This is a genomic window from Streptomyces oryzae (assembly GCF_017676365.1).
Classification (GTDB): Bacteria; Actinomycetota; Actinomycetes; order Streptomycetales; family Streptomycetaceae; genus Streptomyces; species Streptomyces oryzae.
This window is the reverse complement of record NZ_JADKMA010000027.1, coordinates 1-18980: the sequence shown is the minus strand read 5'-3', so window position 1 is coordinate 18980 and position 18980 is coordinate 1. Positions and strand designations below refer to the sequence as shown.

Sequence of the window (18980 nt, the reverse complement as noted above, 5' to 3'; positions counted from 1 at the left end):
GTAACGGGCCTCAGCGGCGGGCGGCGCGCGCCCTGCGTGCGTACGGAAGGAAGCGCAAGCGCTCCGGCAGCAGGGGCAGGGTCCGGGCGAGGACCTTGCCGAGGCGGCGCAGCCGGCGGTCCTGACGGGGCGTCCAGGGCAGGCCCAGCGCCTCCCGGGCTTCGGGCGGCATCAGCCCGATGGTCAGGAAGCGCCGGAACCGGGCGAAACCGGGGACGACGAGCGGCCACACGGCTCGCAGAGCAGAGCGCACGGGCCGCGGCCCGTAGGGCGGCGGCGGGATGTCGGTGTTCACAGCGGTGAGCTCGCCGACCACCTTCGTCGGCTCGATCTCTTCGGCCAGCATCCGGCGCCAGTAGGGCCAGAACTCCTCCCGCGTCGCGGGCATGTCCCGGTCGTGGATGCCCAGCACGCGGCCGACCCGCAGCCACTCCGCGTACAGCCTGCGCTCCTCGTCGTCCGTGTAGGGGCGGCGGCCGAGATACCGCTGGGCGTGCCGGTAGACGGGAAAGCCGGTGGCGTGCACCCACGCGTAGTAGGCGGGGGTGAGCGCGTGGTAGCGGCGGCCGTGCGCGTCGACGCCCTGGATCGTCTTGTGCAGCTCCCGCAGCCTGCGCCCCTCGGCGATCCCCTCCTCGCCGCCGTAGACCCACAGCAGCAGGCTCCGGACCGAGCGTTCACCGCGGCCCCAGGGGTCGGTGCGGAAGACGGAGTGGTCGTCCACTCCCGCGCCGACAGCGGGGTGAGCGACCTGGAGCGTGAGCGCGGCGGGGAGCATGAGCAGCGAGCGCACCTCCCCGACGACGTCCCACAGGATGCCGTCCGGGGGCGGAGGCTCAAGGCCGGTGTACACCGGCCGCTCTCGTTCGCTTGCCTGCACTCTTCTCATGATGCCCCCGCGCCCCCCATCATGCCTGCGGTGGCCGTTCCCGGCGCGGCGAGGGCCGCCGTGGGCGCTGAGCGGAACGTGAGCACCCCTGTGCTGCTCAGTGATCACTAACTGGCCTATATTGGTGCGGCGTTGATCGGAGGGCTGCGGCTCAGCTCTCGCCTCTGCCCGGTTCCGTCCCCCTAGGACCTGATTGATGACCTCCCCCGAGATAGCACCGCCACCGGCCGCAGGCGCGGGCCAACCGGCAGCCGGCTCAGCCCAGCCGGTCACAGGCAGCATTCAACCGACCGTGCACGCCGGTCAGCCAGCCGCCGCAGGTGACGGGACCGCGGCCGGCACGGCGCTCGCGCTGCTGATCTCCGTCGTGGTGGCGGGCGCCGCCTGCCTGATCGCCGTCTACTCCAGCGCCGAGTCGGCGCGTGCCGGGGTCGCCTGGGGCACCGGCGCTGCCGGTGCGGTGCTGTGCGCTGCGGTCACGGTGGCGGCGCACGCCCGGCTCACCAGCCGCTCGCTGCGGGCCGCGGTGTCCGCAGGACAGACCAGGCTGGCCGAACGGGAGGCGGCGGACAACTACTTCGCCGACGGCACCGTGCCCGCCGTCGTGGAGCGGCTGCGCCGCGGCGGATCGGCCGAGACCGCGCTGGCCGAGGCGCCCCCGGTCTCGTCCGAGGCACAGCGCCGGGTACTGATCAGCCTCGCGCGCGAGGTCCACAGGGGCGAGAACATGCGTGCCGCGGCGATGTCCGCGTGCGCCAACGCTGCGGGCCGGGTGCAGGCGCTGGCCACCAGCATGGCCGCCGACCTGCGCGAGATGGAGCACCGGCACGCGGACGAGGACGTGCTGGCCGACCTGTTGGAGCTGGACCACAGGAACGCCCAGATGGGCCGGATCGCCGACTCCATCGCCGTGCTGACCGGCGCCCGTTCGGGCCGCCGCTGGGCCAAGCCGATCGTGATGGAGTCCATCCTGCGCGGCGCCATGGGCCGGATCAGCGGCTACCAGCGGGTGCGGCTGCACTCCACGAGCGAGGTCGCCATCGCGGGCCACGCGGCCGAGGGCGTCATGCACCTGCTGGCCGAACTGATGGACAACGCGGCGAACTTCTCCCCGCCCACCTCCGAAGTGCACGTCTACGTCGAGGAGGTGGCCGCAGGCGTGGTCATCACCATCGAGGACGGCGGCCTGGTGATGGGAGAGGTCGCGCTGCGCCGCGCCCAGCAGGCCGTCTCCGCCGACCACGGCGACCTGACCACACTGTCCGGTACCCGGCTCGGCCTGGCCGTGGTGGGGCGGCTGGCCCGCAAGCACGGCCTGTCGGTCTCCTTCCGGCCGTCCGCGCACGGCGGCACGGGCGTACTCGTGCGGATCCCGCGCGAGCTGCTCACCGAACGACGCCGAGAGGAGCCCGCCCCCATGCCACCGGCTGCCGAGCCCGCCCCGGCGCCCCGAGCCTCGCTGGGCGCCCAGAGCACCCCGCCGCCGACCGACCATGTGCGCCCCGTGACGGAGCACTCGGGACCGGCGGCCGACCACGCCGGGCAGCAGGATCCTGCCCGCCCGGCGCAGCAGCGCGCCGAGGGCCACGACCAGCAGGGGAGCGGCGGCTACGCGAACGCGGCCCCGCCACCCCAGGTGTACGGCGAGAGCGGACTGCCCAAGCGGCGGCGGGGCCAGACCCTCGCGGCCGTCGCCAGGGCCACCGCCGCCTCGTCACAGACGGAGCGCTCCCAGTCCGGCGCGGAGCACGGGGCCGGCGAGGAGGCGGCAGCGGACGGCACATCCCCGGCGGCCGGCCGCGCCAAGCGTCCTTCCGGCACCCGGTTCGGCGACTTCCGGCGGGCCGTCCAGGGCACCGGCGATCCGGAAGAGTCCGGCACGTCTTCCCCCTCCTCCCCCACCCGCTCCTCTTCCCTCTCGGAGGACGACACCGAATGATCACTGACAGCAAGCTCGACTGGCTGCTGGAGAACCTCCTGGAGCGCACCCCCGGTGCCCGGCACGCTCTCGTGCTCTCCCGTGACGGCCTCAAGCTGTGCCGTACACCCGAGCTCTCCATCGACCAGGCCGACCAGCTCGCGGCCATCTCGGCCGGCATCCAGAGCCTGTCGCACGGGGCTTCCGTGGAGTTCGGCGACGGCAACGGCGGGGTACGCCAGGCGATGGCCGAGTTCTACGGCGGCATCCTGTTCGTCGTGGAGGCGGGCGACGGCGCGCACCTGGCCGTCATCGCCGAGGAGGACTCGGACGTGGGGCTCGTCGGCCACAACATGAACGAGCTGATCGAACAGCTCAGCGAGTACCTGAGCGCCCCGCCGCGCCAGACGGCCGCGGGCGACGTCCGCAGCGGCTCGGCGGACGGAGGCGGAGCAGTATGACCCGGCCGGGCCGGGACGAGGACCCGGACCGGCTGTACACCGTCACCGGCGGGCGCAGCCGTTCCACGACCGGAGCCGACACCTTCGACCTGGTGACGCTCGTGGTCAGCGAGAGCGCCCCCGTGCGTGGCATGCAGTCGGAGCACGCCGCGATTTTGAGAATCTGCCGCTTCCCCACAGCGGTCGTGGAGCTGGCCTCCGATCTGGGCCTGCCGGTGAGCGTCGTCCGCATCCTGCTGGGCGACCTGCTCGCCCAGGGGAAGATCACCGCTCGCCATCCGCGGCGGGCCCGGACCGCTGACGCACTGCCCGATCCCGACATCCTTAAGCAGGTGCTCGTTGGACTCCGCAACATCTGAAGCGAACCCGGTGACGACAGCTGGCACCGAAGCCCGCCCGCCGCTGCTCAGTACCGCGGCCCAGGGGCTGAAGATCGTGATCGTCGGCGGCTTCGGCGTCGGCAAGACGACCATGGTGCGGGCCGTCAGCGACATCCGTCCGCTCAACACCGAAGAGACCATGACCCGCGCCGGCGAGGGCGTCGACGACCTCTCGGCCGTGCAGGGCAAGACGACCACCACCATCGCCTTCGACTTCGGCCGGATCAGCCTCAACGACGAGACGGTGCTGTATCTGTTCGGCGCACCGGGTCAGGAGCGGTTCTGGTTCCTGTGGGACCGGCTCTTCTCCGGCACCCTGGGCGCCGTCGTGCTGGTGGACACCCGGCGGCTGGAGGACTCCTGGTACGCCATCGACCGGCTGGAGGCGCACGGCACGCCGTTCATCGTCGCGTGCAACGACTTCGGCGGCCCCCGGCACGCCGTCGAACAGGTGCGTGAGGCCCTGGATCTGCCCGCTGAGATCCCGCTCATCCAGTGCGACGCGCGGTCCCGCGAGTCCAGCAAAGAGGTGCTGCTCGCCCTCGTCCAGCACCTGTACACCCTGTCCACCGCGCGTACCGCCCCGGAGAACACCCTTTGACACCCGCTCAGCACCACGGCACCACCGCCGCACCGCCGCCAGGCTGCCCCGCACACCCGAGCCCGGACGCCGTTCCCCTGATGGGCCCGCGCTTCCAGAACGACGACCGGGCCAGGCTCTACCGCGACATGTACGAGCAGCACGGTCCGCTCGCGCCGGTGGTGCTGCCGGGAGACGTGCCCTGCTGGCTGGTGCTCGGCTACCGGGAGCTGCACCAGGTCACCTCCGATCCGGTGCTCTTCAGCCGGGACTCGGGGCTGTGGAATCAGTGGCCGAACATTCCGGCGGACTGGCCGCTGCTGCCGATGGTGGGCAAGCAGCCGTCGATCCTCTACACCGTCGGTGAGCGGCACCACCGCCGTGCGACGCTGGTCAGCGACGCGCTGGCCGCAGTCGACCCGTTCGAACTGCGCAACCACGCCGAGCGGTTCGCCGACCAGCTGATCGACGGAATCTGCGGGCGCGGCTCGGCCGATCTGATCGCCGAGTACGCCAAGGTGCTGCCGGCGCTGGTGCTCGCCCAGCTCTACGGCTTCTCCGACGAGGCGGGGGCCGCGCTGGTGCCCGACATCAACGCGCTGGTGGACGGGGACGCCGACGCGCTGCCGGGCAGTGAGCGGGTGCGGGCGGCGATCACCTCACTGCTCGCCTCCCGGCGCGAGGCACCCGCCGCCGGGGTGGCCTCCCGGATGCTGCACCACGACTTCTCGGACGACTTCTCCTTCGAGGAGATCGTCGAGGACATGATGGTGAACATCGTGGCGGGCCATCAGCCGACCGCCGACTGGATCGGCAACTCGCTGCGGCTGATGCTCACCGACGACCGCTTCGCCGCCTCCCTCTCCGGCGGCCGGCACAGCGTCGCCGAGGCCATGAACGAGGTGCTGTGGGAAGACACCCCCAGCCAGAACATCGCGGGCCGCTGGGCGACCCGCGACACGCAGCTCGCAGGCCGGCACGTCGCCGCCGGCGATCTGCTGATGCTCAGCTTCGCCGCGGCCAACGGCGACCCCCAGGTGCGCCCGGACCGCTCCGCCTTCACCGGCGGCAACAGCGCCTTCCTCTCCTTCGGGCACGGCGAACACCGCTGCCCCTACCCGGCGCAGGACATCGCCGAGGGCATCGCGCGTACCGGTATCGAGGTGCTGCTCGACCGGCTGCCGGACGTGGACCTGGCGGTCAGCCGGCAGGCTCTGGTCTGGCGTCCTTCGCCGTTCCTGCGGGGTCTGGCGTCGCTCCCGGTCCGCTTCTCCCCGACCCCCACCAGCACCGCAGGAGGCTATCGATGACGTCGTGTCCCGTCACCGGAACGGATGCCGCCGCCGACGAGGTGATCGTGCTCGACCCGCTGGTGCGTGACCTGGCGGGCGAGGGCGCCCGGCTGCGCGCCGCCGGGCCGCTCGCGCCCGTCGAACTGCCGGGCGGTGTACGGGTGTGGGCGGTCACCCACCACGCGGCGGCCCGCAAGCTGCTGACGGACAGCAGGCTGGTCAAGAACATCGACCACTGGGCGGCCCACCAGCGGGGCGAGATCCCGCAGACCTGGCCGCTGATCGGACTGGCCGACCCCGGCCCCAGCATGCTCACCTTCGACGGCCCCGAACACCGCAGGCTGCGCACGCTGACGGCGCAGGCCCTCACCCCGCGCCGGGTGGCGGCGATGCGGCCCCGCATCGAGGAGATCACCCGCGAACTGCTGGACGACCTGTCCGCGAAGGCCGACTCCGAAGGCCGGGTCGACCTGAAGGCCGGCTTCGCCTACCCCCTGCCGATGGCCGTGATCGGCGACCTGCTGGGCATCGACACCACCCAGATCCCGCGGCTGCGCACGCTCTATGACGGCTTCTTCAGCAGCGTCACCCCGCCGGAGGAGGTCCAGGGCATCATCGCCGAGCTGGGCTCGCTGTTCAGCGCCGTGCTCGCGCAGAAGAAGGAGTCACCCGGTGACGATCTGACCAGCGCGCTGCTGGCAGCCGCCGAGGAGGGCGACTCGCTCAGCGACGAGGAGGTCCTCGCCACCGTCCAGGTGCTGATCACCGCCGGGCACGAGACGACGATCAGCCTGATCGTCAGCGCGGTACGGGCGCTGCTCACCCACCCCGGACAGCTCGCCCTGGTCCGCTCCGGCGAGGTGAGCTGGGAGGCGGCCATCGAGGAGACCCTGCGCTGGGACGCGCCGACCACCCATGTGCTGATCCGTTTCGCGACGGAGGACATCGATGTCGGCGGCACCGTGATGAAGCAGGGCGACGCGGTGATCATCGCCTACGGTGCCATCGGACGGGACGAGCGGCAGCACGGGCCCGACGCGGGGCGCTTCGATGTCACACGTACGCCCCCCACCCGGCATCTGTCCTTCGGCCACGGGCCCCATGTGTGCCCGGGGGCACCCTTGTCCCGCCTGGAGGCGCTGGTGGCGCTGCCCGCACTTTTCGACCGGTTCCCGGAACTGTCCCTCGCCGTCCCCCCGGAAGAGCTCCGCAACAAGCCCGCGATCACCCAGAACGAGCTGTACGAATTGCCCGTGCGGCTGCACTAGCGCAGTTCCCCGCGCCCCGTAAGGGGCGCGGGGAACTGCGCGACCAGCCACAACGCGCCCGCAGCCTGCAACGGGCAGCAAGGGGCAGCCCCTACTTCAGCCGCTCCTCCGCAGCAATCGCCCGCACGCGCCCCCTCACGGCAAACCAGCCGCCCACCAGCGCGGCGGCGATCAGTGGCACCAGCATCACGGTCTTGCGGCCCACGTCGGGGTCGTCCCACATCAGGACGACGACGCCCACGAGGAACGCGATCGTCACCCACTCGGTGAAAGGCGAGCCGGGCAGCCGGAAGGAGGGCCGGGTGACCAGCCCGGCCTTGGCGCGCCGTACGAACACCCAGTGGCACAGCATGATGGTGCACCAGGTGCTGACGATGCCGAGGGCCGCGATGTTCAGCACGATCTCGAACGCCTTGCCGGGCACCACATAGTTGAGCCCGACACCCACCACGCAGACGGCGGCAGTCAGCAGAATGCCGCCGTACGGCACCTGGCTGGAGTTCATCCGGGCGGTGAACTTGGGCGCCGACCCTGCGGCGGCCATGGACCGCAGGATGCGCCCTGTCGAGTACAGGCCGGAGTTGAGGCTGGACATGGCGGCGGTGAGGACGACGAGGTTCATCACGTCGCCGGCGCCGTCGACGCCGAGCTTGGACAGCACGGTCACGAACGGGCTCTGGCCGTCGGTGAACTGGTCCCAGGGCAGCAGCAGCGCCAGCAGCAGCACGGAGCCGGCGTAGAAGAAGCCGACGCGCCACATGATGGCGTTGACGGCCTTGGGGACGACCTTGTGCGGCTGGGCGGTCTCGCCCGCCGTCACACCGACCAGCTCCACGCTGGAGTAGGCGAAGACGACGCCCTGCATCACGATGACGACGGGCATCAGCCCACTGGGGAAGAAGCCGCCGTGGTCGGTGATCTGGCCGAGCCCCGGCGTGGTGCCGCCGACGGGGTGCTGGGTGGCGAGCAGCACGATGCCGATGACCATGAAGACGACCAGCGCGGCCACCTTGATCACCGCGAACCAGAACTCCAGCTCCCCGAAGATCTTCACGGAGATCATGTTGACGGCGAGCACCACGGCCAGCGCGATCAGCGCGAGCACCCACTGCGGGATGTCGGTGAAGAAGCTCCAGTAGTGCGTGTAGAGCGCGATGGCGGTGATGTCGGCGATGCCGGTCGTCGACCAGTTGAGGAAGTACATCCAGCCGGCGACATAGGCGCCCTTCTCGCCGAGGAACTCCCGCGCGTAGGAGACGAAGGAGCCGGACGAGGGCCGGTGCAGCACCAGCTCGCCGAGGGCCTTGACGACGAAGAACGCGAAGAGCCCGCAGACGGCGTAGGCGAGGGCGAGCGCCGGTCCAGCGGAGGCGAGGCGTCCGCCGGCCCCCAGGAACAGTCCGGTGCCGATCGCCCCACCGATGGCGATCATGTTGATGTGACGTGCTTTGAGGTCCTTGCTGTAGCCGGTGTCACCGGCGTCGGCAGCCGCCCCGTGCGGGGGCGGCGTTGCGACCTGGTCGCCTCCGCCGGGTTGCGACGGCTTGGCGTCCTGGACGACGTCGTTGCTCACAGTTGGTCCAACTCACTCTGGGATGGGCTTTGCCGGGTCGGCGGCCGGCGTGATCACGGCTGCGGACCAATGCGTCACCTAACCCCGGAGGAGCCGGCTATGCGGTGACGCACCACACACCCTGGGGTTTCTCACACGTGATCTCCGTACAGACCGTCGATGACCTCCAGGTAACGGGAAAGGATCACTTTCCGGCGCAGTTTGAGCGAGGGGGTCAGCTCCCCCGTCGCCGCCGTCCACTCCCCGTCCAGCAGCCGGTAGCGCCTGACCTGTTCGGTGCGGTTGAGGCGGGCGTTGGCCGCGGCCACGGCACGGTCGATCTCGGCGCGCACGGCGGGGTGCGCCGGCAGTTCCCCTGGCGGTACGTCGATCCCGTTGCGGGCCGCCCAGGCCGGTGCCGTCTCGCCGTCCAGGACCAGGAGGGCGACCAGATAGGAGCGGCCGTCCCCGTGCACCAGGGCCTGGCCGACGAGGGGGTGTTCCTTGAGGGCGTTCTCCACCAACGCCGGTGAGACCTTCTTGCCCGTGGAGGTGACGATCATCTCCTTCTTGCGGCCGGTCAGCCACAGGAAGCCGTCCTCGTCGATCCGGCCGATGTCCCCGGTGGCGAACCAGCCGTCCGCGTCGGTGCCCTGCTCGACCGAGCCGTCGGCCCGCAGATACCCCGCGAACAGGGTGGTACCGCGCACCAGGATCTCCCCGTCCTGGGCGGTACGGATCTCCGTTCCGTCGAGCGGACGCCCGACCGAGCCGAGCCGGAAGGCGGCCGGGCCGTTGAGAGTGAGCGCCCCGGTGGTCTCCGTCAGCCCCCAGGCGTCCATGATCACGATGCCGAGCCCCGCCCAGAAGTCGAGCACCTCTCTCGGCATGGGCGCCGAGGCGCTGGCCGTCCACACCAGCCGGTCGAACCCGGCGGGCTCCAGCAGCGGCCGCAGCACCTCGTCGCGGGCCTTCTCGTACGCCGCTGCCAGCCCGGGCCCCGGCGGGATACCGCGCTCGCGGCAGCGCACATGGGCGCGGGCCGCCTTCGCCGCCTCGGCCACGGCGGCCCGGCGCTCGGCGGGCAGCCCCTCCAGCCCGGTACGGACGGCGGCGGCCAGCTTCTCCCACACCCGCGGCACCCCGAAGAACTCGGCCGGGTGCAGCTCGCGCACCAGCGCCGCCACATTCGCGGGGTCGTCGCACAGGTGGACGTGCGAGGCGCGCAGGACGGGCAGATAGATGCCCAGCATCCGCTCGGCGATATGGGCGAAGGGCAGATAGCAGATGTGGTCGGCGTGGTCGGGCAGTTCGGTGACGCCGTCGAGCGCGACTCCGTTGAGGACCACGTTCCGGTGACTGATCACCACGCCTTTCGGGTCGCCCATGGTGCCCGAGGTGTAGACGACGGTCACCGGGTCGGCGGAGCACACCCTGCGCCACGTCTCCTCGAAGCGGTCCGGCTGGTACGGGCGCGCCAGCGCCTGCCACGCGAGGTGCGGGCCGACGGCGTCCTCGTCGACGACCACCAGTTGCCGGATTCCGCCGAGGATCTCGCCGCCGGGCGCCATCAGCGACTCCCAGCGCGCCCGCTCCTCCGCTCCCCCGACGACGGCGATGCGGGCCCGCGAGTGCCGGGCGATATGGGCGAGCTGGTCGGGCGCGGCGGTGCCGTAGACGGAGACCGGAACGGCGCCCAGATGGACGAGCGCGAGGTCGGTCAGCCAGTGCTCGGGCCGGTTCCCCATCATCAGCAGTACGTGCGCGCCCGGGGTGACGCCCAGCGCGTCGAGCCCGGCGGCCAGTTCGGCGATCCGGTGGCGGACCTGGGCCCAGGTGAGGGTGGTGCGCCCGCGCCGGGCGTACCAGGTCAGCGCCGGAAGGTCAGCGTGGTCCTGCACATTGCGCAGCAGCAGGTCCGGGATGGTCAGCTCGGACGTGTCCTTGGGGAGTCGCAGGATCGTCGTCATGGCTCCTCCGCGCGTGAAGGTGGGCCGAAGGTTTCACAGGAGTGGTGAGACAGCAATACTGTTGAACGTGATCGGTACGGTCGGCACCCCCGTGGTGCCGTGGTGAGAGGGGCGCGGCAGATGCAGCGACAGGACGGGCCGGCGGGCGAGCCCACCGGCCGGCTCACCACCGACGAGCTCACCGTCGACCAGCTCGCGGCCCGCGCGGGCGTGACCGTACGTACGGTCCGTTTCTACAGCACGCGGGGCCTGCTGCCGCCGCCCACGATCGGCCCCCGCCGTGTCGGACGGTACGGCCCCGAGCACCTCTCCCGGCTGGCGCTCATCGAGGAGTTGCAGAACCAGGGCATGACACTGGCGGCCATCGAGCGCTATCTGCAACGCCTCCCCGACGACATCAGCGCCCACGACCTGGCGATCCACCGCGCGGTCGTCGCCTCCTGGATGCCGGACACGGTGGACGAGACGACGCGGGCCCAACTGGAGGGCCGGGTGGGCCGGGAGCTGACCGACGACGACCTCAAGCGGCTGGAGGCGATGAGCGTCCTCGCCCCCACGGACGACCCGGACATCTTCCGCGTCGATCCGGCACTGGTGCAGCTCGGGGTGCGGCTGCTGGACGTACCGATCTCACAGGAGGCGATCCTGGCGGCGCGCGAGGTGATGATCGAGCACACCCGCTCGGCCGCACGGGAGCTGAGCAGGCTGTTCAAGCAGGAGGTGTGGGACCCCTACCAGGAGCTGGAGCCGGACCAGGACCGGCTGAAGCGGATGAAGTCGCTCTCCGCGCATATGCAGCCGATGGTGGTGCAGGCCCTGTTGACGGCCTTCCAGCGCTCCATGAAGGAGGAGCTGCGCCAGGTCTTCCCCTCCGTGAACGGCCCGGACCCCGCGGCGGAGTGACGGCGGGGCCCGGCTGGCACATACCGACCGGTCAGTCGCTGAAGGTCTCGCCCCTGGCGGCCTTCTCCTCCAGCAGCGCCGACACCGCGAACCGTTCCCCGTACCGCTCGCCCAACTCGCGGGCGCGGGCGACGAAGCCGGGCAGCCCGCCCTCGTAGCCATTGATGTACTGGATCACGCCACCCGTCCAGGCGGGGAAGCCGATGCCCATGATGGAGCCGATGTTGGCGTCGGCCACGGTGGTGAGCACGCCCTCCTCGAACAGCCGGACGGTGTCCAGCGCCTCGGAGAAGAGCATCCGCTCCTGCATGTCCCGCAGCGGAATGCCGGTGTCCCCCTCCTTCGTGCTCGTGCCTTCCTTGACGAAATGCTCCCGCAGGCCGGGCCACAGCCCGACGCGCTTGCCGTTCTCGTCGTAGTCGTAGAACCCGGCGCCTGCGCTGCGCCCGGTGCGGCCGAACTCGTCCACCATCCGGTCGAGTACGGCATCGGCCGGATGCGCGGGCAGTTCCCTGCCCTCGGCGCGCAGGGCCTGCCGCGTCTCGTCGCGGATCCTGCGCGGCAGGGTGAGGGTGAGCTCGTCCATCAGGGAGAGCACCTTGGCCGGGTAGCCGGCCTGCGCCGCTGCCTGCTCCACGGTTGCCGGATCCACGCCCTCGGCCAGCAGTGCGACGCCCTCGTTGATGAAGTGGCCGATGACACGTGAGGTGAAGAAGCCGCGGGAGTCGTTGACCACGATGGGTGTCTTCCGGATCTGCCGTACGAGGTCGAAGGCGCGGGCCAGCGCCTCGGCGCCGGTCTCCTTGCCCTTGATGATCTCGACCAGCGGCATCTTGTCGACGGGTGAGAAGAAGTGCAGTCCGATGAAGTCGGCCCGGCGCTCCACTCCTTCGGCGAGCGAGGTGATCGGCAGGGTGGAAGTGTTGGAGCACAGCAGCGCATCGGGCGCCACGATGTGCTGGATCTCCTGGAACACCTTGTGCTTGAGCGCGGGGTCCTCGAACACCGCCTCGATCACCGCGTCGCAGCCGGCCACGGCCTTCGGGTCGGCGGTGGGGGTGATCCGCGCCAGCAGCTTGTCCCGCTTGGCCTCGGTGGTCTTCCCGCGCGAGAGCGCCTTCTCCAGCAGGCCCGCCGAATACGCCTTCCCCTTCTCGGCCGCTTCCTGGGTGAGGTCCTTGAGGACGACGTCGATCCCCGCCTTCGCACAGGAGTAGGCGATCCCGGCGCCCATCATGCCGGCGCCCAGCACGGCGACCTTTTCGACCTTGCGCTCGGGGATCCCCTGGGGCCTGCTGCGGCCCGCGTTGACGGCCTGGAGGTCGAAGAAGAACGCCTGGATCATGTTGCTGGAGATCTGCCCGCAGGCCAGCTCAACGAAGTAGCGGGCCTCGATCACCTGCGCGGTCTCGAAGTCCACCTGGGCGCCCTCCACGGCGGCGGCCAGGATGTTGCGCTGCGCCGGATAGGGCGCACCTGCCGTCTGCTTCTTCAGGTTGGCGGGGAACGCCGGCAGGTTCTCCGCGAACTTGGGGTGCGAAGGGGTCCCGCCGGGGATCTTGTAGCCCTTGACGTCCCAGGGCTGCTGCGAGGCGGGGTTGGCCTCGATGAAGGCGCGGGCTGCGGCCAGCATCTCCTCGGGCGTCTGTACGACCTCATGGACCAGGCCGATCTCCTTGGCCTTGGCCGGGTGGTACTGCTGCCCCTGGAGCAGCACGTTCAGCAGCGCGTCGGTGATGCCGAGCAGCCGTACCGTACGGGTGACACCGCCGCCGGCCGGGAGCAGCCCCAGCGTGGCCTCCGGGCAGCCGATCTTGGATCCCTGCGCATCGAGCGCGACGCGGTGGTGGCAGGCCAGCGCGATCTCCAGCCCGCCGCCGAGCGCCGCCCCGTTGACGGCCGCGACGACCGGGATGCCGAGGGTCTCGATACGGCGCAGATCGCGCTTGATGCGCATCCCGTTGTCGAAGACCTCCTGGGCGTTCTCGGGGCGTGCCTGGATGAGCAGCCGCAGGTCGCCGCCGGCGAAGAAGGTCTTCTTGGCGGAGGTCATGATGACGCCCCGCACCTCGTCCTTCTCGGCCTCCAGCCGGTCGGCGATCGCGGTGAGGGAGGTCTGGAAGGCCGCGTTCATGGTGTTCGCGGACTGGTCGGGGTCGTCGAAGGTCAGCGTGACGATCCCGGCGCTGTCCTTGTCCCAGCGGATGGCCGACGATTCAGTGGGTTCAGGCATGGGTGATCTCCAAGCAGATGTCCGCCGCAGCGGCACGCAGCCACGACGGCGAGGGTCCGGCGGGTGAACAGCGGCCGCAACTACAGGCGTTCGATCACAGTGGCGATCCCCATCCCTCCACCGACGCAGAGCGTGACCAGCCCGTACCGCTGATCCGTGCGCTCCAGCTCATCGATGCACGTACCGAGCAGCATCGCCCCGGTGGCACCGAGCGGATGCCCCATGGCGATGGCACCGCCGTTGACATTCACCTTCTCCAGCGGGAGCTCCATGTCCCGTGCGAACCGCAACACCACCGCCGCGAAGGCCTCGTTCATCTCCGCGACGGCGATGTCGTCCACCGTCAGCCCGGCCTTCGCGAGGGCCTTGCGGCAGGCGGGCGCAGGACCGGTCAGCATGATGGTCGGGTCAGCACCCGAGACGGCTGCGGAGACGATACGCGCACGCGGGCGCAGCCCGTACCGCCTGCCGACCTCCTCGCTGCCGATGGCGACCAGCGCCGAACCGTCCACGATGCCCGAGGAGTTGCCCGCGTGGTGCACATGGTCGATCTTCTCGACCCAGTGGTACTTCTGCAGCGCGACGGCGTCGAACCCGCCCATGTCCCCGATGGCGGCGAACGACGGCTCGAGCCCTGCGAGGGTGTCGGCGGTGGTGCCGGGACGGATGTGCTCGTCGTGGTCGAGCACGGTGAGCCCGTTGCGGTCCCGTACCGGCACCACGGAGCGCTCGAACCTGCCCTCCTTCCACGCGTGCGCGGCCAGCTCCTGCGAGCGTGCCGCGTACTCGTCCACGTCGCGGCGGCTGAAGCCCTCCAGGGTGGCGATGAGGTCGGCACCGATGCCCTGCGGGACGAAACCGGTCTCGAAGCTGGTCATCGGGTCGTTGAACCAGGCGCCGCCGTCCGAGCCCATCTTCACCCGCGACATGGACTCCACACCGCCCGCCAGCACCAGGTCCTCCCAGCCGGAGCGGACCTTGGCCGCGGCCATGTTGACCGCTTCCAGCCCGGAGGCACAGAAGCGGTTCTCCTGGACGCCTGCGACGGTGTCCGGCAGCCCGGCCGCGATGGCGGCGATCTTGGCGATGTCCGAGCCCTGGTCGCCGATGGGACTGACCACGCCGAGCACGATGTCGTCGATCGCCTGCGGATCCACCTCCGGCATCCGGCGGCGCAGCTCGCCGATCAGGCCGACGACGAGATCGACGGGCTTGGTGCCGTGCAGGGCGCCGTTGGCCTTGCCGCGCCCGCGCGGGGTGCGGATGGCCTCGTACACGAACGCTTCTGAGCTCACGAGGGTGTGCCTTTCGTAGCGGTACGGGGAGAGGGATCCCGGGGGGCGGAAGGAAGGCTCAGTTCAGCAGGGACCGTCCGATGATCTCCTTCATGATTTCGGTGGTCCCGCCGTAGATGGTCTGGATACGGCCGTCGGTGAACGCCCTGGCCACGCTGTACTCACTCATATAGCCGTAGCCGCCGTGCAGTTGGAGGCAGCGGTCGGCGGCGCGCTTCTGCAGCTCGGTGGCCCACCACTTGGCCATGGAGGCGTGCACCGCGTCCAGTTCGCCCCTGGCGTGCTCCTCGATACAGCGGTCCAGGAAGGCGCGGGTGACGGCGCACTCGGTGGCCAGTTCGGCGATCTCGAAGCGGATGTGCTGGAGCTTGGCGAGCGGCCGGCCGAACGCGGTGCGCTCCTTGACGTACGCGGTGGTGAGCTCCAGCAGCTGCTCGGCCCCGGCGATCCCGGCGACGGCGATGGCCATCCGCTCCTGCGCCAGATTGGTCATCAGGTGCCCGAAGGCGCCGTTGAGCTCGCCCAGCAGATTCTCCTTGGGCACGCGTACGTCGCTGAAGAACAGCTCGGCGGTGTCCTGCGCCTTCTGGCCGATCTTGTCCAGGTTGCGGCCCCGCTCGAAGCCCGCCATGCCGCGCTCGACCACGAGCAGGCTCAGCCCGTGCGCGCCGCCCTCGGGCGTCGTCCTGGCCACGACGACGACCAGGTCGGCGAGGATGCCGTTGGAGATGAACGTCTTCGAGCCGTTCAGCAGCCAGTGGTCGCCCTTGTCCTGAGCCGTGGTGCGGATCCCCTGCAGATCGGAGCCGGCGCCCGGCTCGGTCATGGCGATCCCGGTGATGGTCTCGCCGGTGCAGAACCCGGGCAGCCAGCGCTGCTTCTGCTCGTCCGTCGCCAGCCCGGTGAGGTAGGGGCCGACGATGTCGTTGTGCAGCCCGATGGCCAGACCCGGAGCACCCGCGCGGGTGAACTCCTCGGCGAGCACTGCGGCGTAGCGGAAGTCGGGCTCGCCCCCGCCGCCGTACTCCTCCGGCACCGCGATCCCCAGCAGCCCCTGTCTGCCTGCCGCGAGCCACACCTCGCGGGAGACGACGCCGTCCTGCTCCCACTGCGCGTAGTAGGGCTCCACCTCCTTGGCCAGGAAGGTGCGCACGGTCTGCCGGAACGCGTCGTGATCCTCGGTGAAGATCTGCCGCTTCAGCTGCCGGTGGGTCTGCCGGTTCGTCTGCGGGTTGGTCTGCCCGTTCGTCTGCTGCTTCATGGGGTGGGCTGGTCTCCTTCGCGCGGTGCGGCGGATGCGGTCAGTGCCGGTACGTCCCAGTCGCGGGCGACCTCCGCCGTGCGCGCGCCCGGCTCGGCGGGGCCGTTGGCGATACGGGTGGGCGTCACGGAGAACCGGGGTGCCGGGGCCGGCTGGGTGATGCCGCTGTGTTCGACGTAGGTGCCGCGCGCCGCCAGGTGCGGGTGGGAGGGCGCCTCGGTCAGCGACAGCACGGGGGCGACGCAGGCGTCCGTGTCCTGGAAGATCTCCGTCCATTCCGCGCGGGTACGGGACGCGAACCGGGCGGCGATCAGCTCCCGCAGCTCTCCCCAGGCGGCGGTGTCCTCCCGGGGCGGCGCCTCGTCCGCGATGCCGAGCAGCCGCACGAACTCCGCGTAGAACGCGGGCTCCAGGGCGCCGACGGCCATGAATCCGCCGTCGGAGGTGGCGTAGGTGCCGTAGAAGGGACAGCCGCCGTCCAGCAGGTTGGCCTCGCGCCGGTCCCGCCAGCTGCCCGCCGCCAGCAGGCCCTGGATCATCGCTGTGAGGTGGCTGGTGCCGTCCACGATCGCCGCGTCCACGACCTGTCCCGCGCCCTGCGGCCCACGCGCGTGGTGCAGCGCGGCCAGGATGCCGATGACGAGATAGAGGGAGCCGCCGGCGTAGTCGCCCAGCAGATTTCCGGGTGCGACGGGCGGGCCCGCCGCCGGTCCCGTCATACCGAGGGCACCGGTGACCGCGATGTAGCCGATGTCGTGCCCCGCCCGCTGGGCCAGCGGCCCGCCCTGGCCCCAGCCGGTCATCCGGCCGTACACCAGGCGCGGATTGCGGGCGAGGCAGACCTCGGGGCCGACGCCGAGCCGCTCGGCCACGCCGGGCCGGAACCCCTCGACCAGCACGTCGGCGCGCTCGGCGAGGGAGAGGGCGGCGGCAACTCCCGCCTGCTGCTTGAGGTCCAGGACCACGGAGCGCTTGTTGCGGTTGGTGACGTCGTACTCCGGCGCGACGGCGAGCGCGCCGCCTCCGGGCCGGTCGACGCGGACGACGTCGGCGCCCAGGTCGGCCAGCGTCATCGCGGCGAACGGGCCAGGACCGATCCCGGCCAGCTCCACGACCCGTACCCCGGCCAGTGGGCCCCCGGCGGCGGCTCCGGCGTGTTCTTCCGCTGCTGCCATCCGGCCCCCAGCACTGTGACACAACTGATGTAACACCGGCGATGCTATGGACAGCCCCGCCAATCCACAAGCCCTCCGGAGGGGACGCCGGAAGGTGTCGGCGGCCCCTCCGGCACCCACTGCACGCCGCCTGAACGCCACGGCCGAAAGCCGCCAGCACCTGACCGCCGGCCGACGCAGCCTGGGCGCATGAACAGGAGCTACGAAATACGGGCGATCCCGCCCCGGACACTGGACGAACTGCGCACACGCGACGACGCGGGCGCCCCGCCGCGCCGGATGGTGGACGAGGAGGGCGACAACCCGCTGCGCTGCTGCCTGGAGCGGAGCAAACCGGGCGAGACCCTTGCCCTCGTCTCCTACGCACCGCTGCGCCGCTGGGCCCAGGAGACGGGCGCTGACCCCGGCGCGTACGACGAGGTGGGGCCCGTCTTCATCCATCCGGACGACTGCGGCGGCTGGGCGGGCGCCGGGGACGGCAGGTATCCCGAGACCATGCGCGGCGAACGACGGGTGCTGCGCGCCTACTCGGCGGAGGGCCGGATCCTGGGCGGTCTCCTGCTCGACCAGGAGCGGGAAGGGACGCCGCCGCTGGAAGTGGGGCTGGCCCGGCTGTACGACGACCCCCGGGTCGCAGCGGTGCATGTACGTGCGGTCGAGTTCGGCTGCTTCCAGCTGGAGACGCGGAGAGTGGCCGGGGGCTGAGCTGTCGGGGCCGAGCCGTCGGAGGCTGGGCCGTCGGGGTCGGGCCGTCGGGGGCCGTGGGGAGGGCGTTCACCCGGGAGTGGGATGGACAGCTTCGACGGGGCTGCGTAAAGTTGCGTGAAAGTCAGAGATTTCACGCAACTTTACGCACCGGATCCCAGGGGCTCCGGTTCAGGAGGGGGCCCCAGGCATGGGCGAGACCACATACATGGAGCAGGAGCTGCGCAGCCAGCCGGAGACGTGGCGGGCGGCGGCGAAGATCGGTTCCGGCGACACCCCGCTCCCGGCGGCGGGTGCCCGCGTCGCCGTGGTCGGCTGCGGGACCTCATGGTTCATGGCCCAGTCATACGCGGCGCTGCGCGAGCGGGCCGGGCTCGGCGTGACGGACGCTTTCGCCGCCTCGGAAGCCTTCCTCGGCGAGGCCCGGGGGTATGACGCGGTGGTGGCGATCACCCGCTCCGGCACCACGACGGAGGTCCTCCGCGTACTGGAGACGGTGCGGGGCCGCATCCCCACGGTCACGGTGCTGGGCGACCCGGACACCCCCGCGACGTCACTGTCGGACGAGACGGTGGCGCTGCCGTTCGCCGACGAGAGGTCCGTGGTGCAGACCCGCTTCGCCACCTCGGCCCTCGCGCTGCTGCGCGCACACCTCGGCGAGGATCTGGCGGGCCCGGTGAGCGAAGCGGAGGCGGCGCTGGCCGACCCGCTGACGCAGGAGTGGCTGGACGCCGAGCAGTTCACCTTCCTGGGCACGGGCTGGACCTTCGGCCTGGCCAACGAGGCGGCACTGAAGATGCGGGAGGCGTCCCAGAGCTGGACGGAGTCCTACCCCGCCATGGAGTACCGGCACGGGCCGATAGCCATCGCCGCGCCCGGGCGGGTCACCTGGCTGTTCGGCGCGGCGCCGGAGGGGCTGGAGGGCGAGGTGGCCGCGACCGGTGCGCAGTTCGTGTGCCATGACCGTGACCCGCTCGCCGATCTGGTGCTGGTCCACCGGGTCGCGCTGGAGCGGGCACGGGTTCGAGGCCTCGACCCGGACAGCCCGCGCAGCCTCACCCGCTCGGTGATGCTGGACGGCTGACCGCAAGCCGGCTC

At 71.2% G+C, this 18980-nt stretch carries 16 protein-coding genes; 9 read left to right on the top strand and 7 right to left on the bottom strand.

Annotation, left to right across the window (positions count from 1 at the left end; translation table 11 throughout):
- Positions 1–10: 10 nt before the first annotated feature.
- Positions 11–889 carry an oxygenase MpaB family protein gene (locus tag ITI46_RS08120; RefSeq protein ID WP_209238744.1) on the bottom strand — a complete coding sequence of 293 codons (879 nt, stop codon included), beginning with the start codon at positions 887–889 and terminating at the stop codon, positions 11–13.
- Positions 890–1085: 196 nt separating this feature from the next.
- Between ITI46_RS08120 and ITI46_RS08115 the strand changes: the two genes are divergently transcribed.
- From ITI46_RS08115 to ITI46_RS08090, 6 genes are all read left to right on the top strand, one after another.
- Positions 1086–2828: a sensor histidine kinase gene (locus ITI46_RS08115; RefSeq protein WP_209238743.1), complete on the top strand. Its 1743-nt coding sequence runs from the start codon at positions 1086–1088 to the stop codon at positions 2826–2828.
- Positions 2825–3268, top strand: a complete 444-nt coding sequence (locus ITI46_RS08110) for a roadblock/LC7 domain-containing protein (RefSeq protein WP_209238742.1) — start codon at positions 2825–2827, stop codon at positions 3266–3268. Before ITI46_RS08115 ends, ITI46_RS08110 begins: the two co-directional genes overlap by 4 nt.
- Positions 3265–3627, top strand: coding sequence for a DUF742 domain-containing protein (locus ITI46_RS08105; protein WP_209238741.1), 363 nt, complete (start codon positions 3265–3267; stop codon positions 3625–3627). Before ITI46_RS08110 ends, ITI46_RS08105 begins: the two co-directional genes overlap by 4 nt.
- Positions 3608–4249 carry a GTP-binding protein gene (locus tag ITI46_RS08100; RefSeq protein WP_209238740.1) on the top strand — a complete coding sequence of 214 codons (642 nt, stop codon included), beginning with the start codon at positions 3608–3610 and terminating at the stop codon, positions 4247–4249. Before ITI46_RS08105 ends, ITI46_RS08100 begins: the two co-directional genes overlap by 20 nt.
- Positions 4250–4329: 80 nt before the next feature.
- A complete protein-coding gene (locus ITI46_RS08095) occupies positions 4330–5538 on the top strand; it encodes a cytochrome P450 (protein ID WP_209238766.1) in 1209 nt (402 codons plus the stop codon).
- Positions 5535–6788 carry a cytochrome P450 family protein gene (locus ITI46_RS08090; protein ID WP_209238739.1) on the top strand — a complete coding sequence of 418 codons (1254 nt, stop codon included), beginning with the start codon at positions 5535–5537 and terminating at the stop codon, positions 6786–6788. The genes ITI46_RS08095 and ITI46_RS08090 overlap by 4 nt, the downstream gene beginning before the upstream one ends.
- Positions 6789–6879: 91 nt before the next feature.
- Here ITI46_RS08090 and ITI46_RS08085 read toward each other — a convergent pair whose 3' ends face one another.
- Positions 6880–8361 (bottom strand): amino acid permease, encoded by a 1482-nt coding sequence (locus ITI46_RS08085; protein ID WP_209238738.1) that lies wholly within the window; start codon positions 8359–8361, stop codon positions 6880–6882.
- Between the two features lie 131 nt (positions 8362–8492).
- The gene (locus tag ITI46_RS08080; protein WP_209238737.1) at positions 8493–10310 is read right to left on the bottom strand and encodes an AMP-dependent synthetase/ligase; all 1818 of its coding nucleotides are present in this window, start codon (positions 10308–10310) and stop codon (positions 8493–8495) included.
- A gap of 120 nt (positions 10311–10430) precedes the next feature.
- Between ITI46_RS08080 and ITI46_RS08075 the strand changes: the two genes are divergently transcribed.
- Positions 10431–11213, top strand: a complete 783-nt coding sequence (locus tag ITI46_RS08075; RefSeq protein ID WP_209238736.1) for a MerR family transcriptional regulator — start codon at positions 10431–10433, stop codon at positions 11211–11213.
- A 31-nt stretch (positions 11214–11244) separates the two neighbouring features.
- Here the strand turns inward: ITI46_RS08075 and ITI46_RS08070 are convergent, their stop codons facing one another.
- From ITI46_RS08070 to ITI46_RS08055, 4 genes are all read right to left on the bottom strand, one after another.
- Positions 11245–13446: a 3-hydroxyacyl-CoA dehydrogenase NAD-binding domain-containing protein gene (locus ITI46_RS08070; RefSeq protein ID WP_209238735.1), complete on the bottom strand. Its 2202-nt coding sequence runs from the start codon at positions 13444–13446 to the stop codon at positions 11245–11247.
- An 80-nt stretch (positions 13447–13526) separates the two neighbouring features.
- Positions 13527–14741, bottom strand: a complete 1215-nt coding sequence (locus ITI46_RS08065) for an acetyl-CoA C-acetyltransferase (protein WP_209238734.1) — start codon at positions 14739–14741, stop codon at positions 13527–13529.
- A 58-nt stretch (positions 14742–14799) separates the two neighbouring features.
- Positions 14800–15942, bottom strand: a complete 1143-nt coding sequence (locus ITI46_RS08060) for an acyl-CoA dehydrogenase family protein (protein ID WP_209238765.1) — start codon at positions 15940–15942, stop codon at positions 14800–14802.
- Positions 15943–15998: 56 nt separating this feature from the next.
- Positions 15999–17177, bottom strand: a complete 1179-nt coding sequence (locus ITI46_RS08055) for a CaiB/BaiF CoA transferase family protein (RefSeq protein ID WP_209238733.1) — start codon at positions 17175–17177, stop codon at positions 15999–16001.
- A 189-nt stretch (positions 17178–17366) separates the two neighbouring features.
- Between ITI46_RS08055 and ITI46_RS08050 the strand changes: the two genes are divergently transcribed.
- Positions 17367–17882, top strand: a complete 516-nt coding sequence (locus tag ITI46_RS08050) for a DUF1203 domain-containing protein (RefSeq protein WP_209238732.1) — start codon at positions 17367–17369, stop codon at positions 17880–17882.
- A 190-nt stretch (positions 17883–18072) separates the two neighbouring features.
- Positions 18073–18966: an SIS domain-containing protein gene (locus tag ITI46_RS08045; RefSeq protein ID WP_209238731.1), complete on the top strand. Its 894-nt coding sequence runs from the start codon at positions 18073–18075 to the stop codon at positions 18964–18966.
- Positions 18967–18980 lie beyond the last annotated feature (14 nt).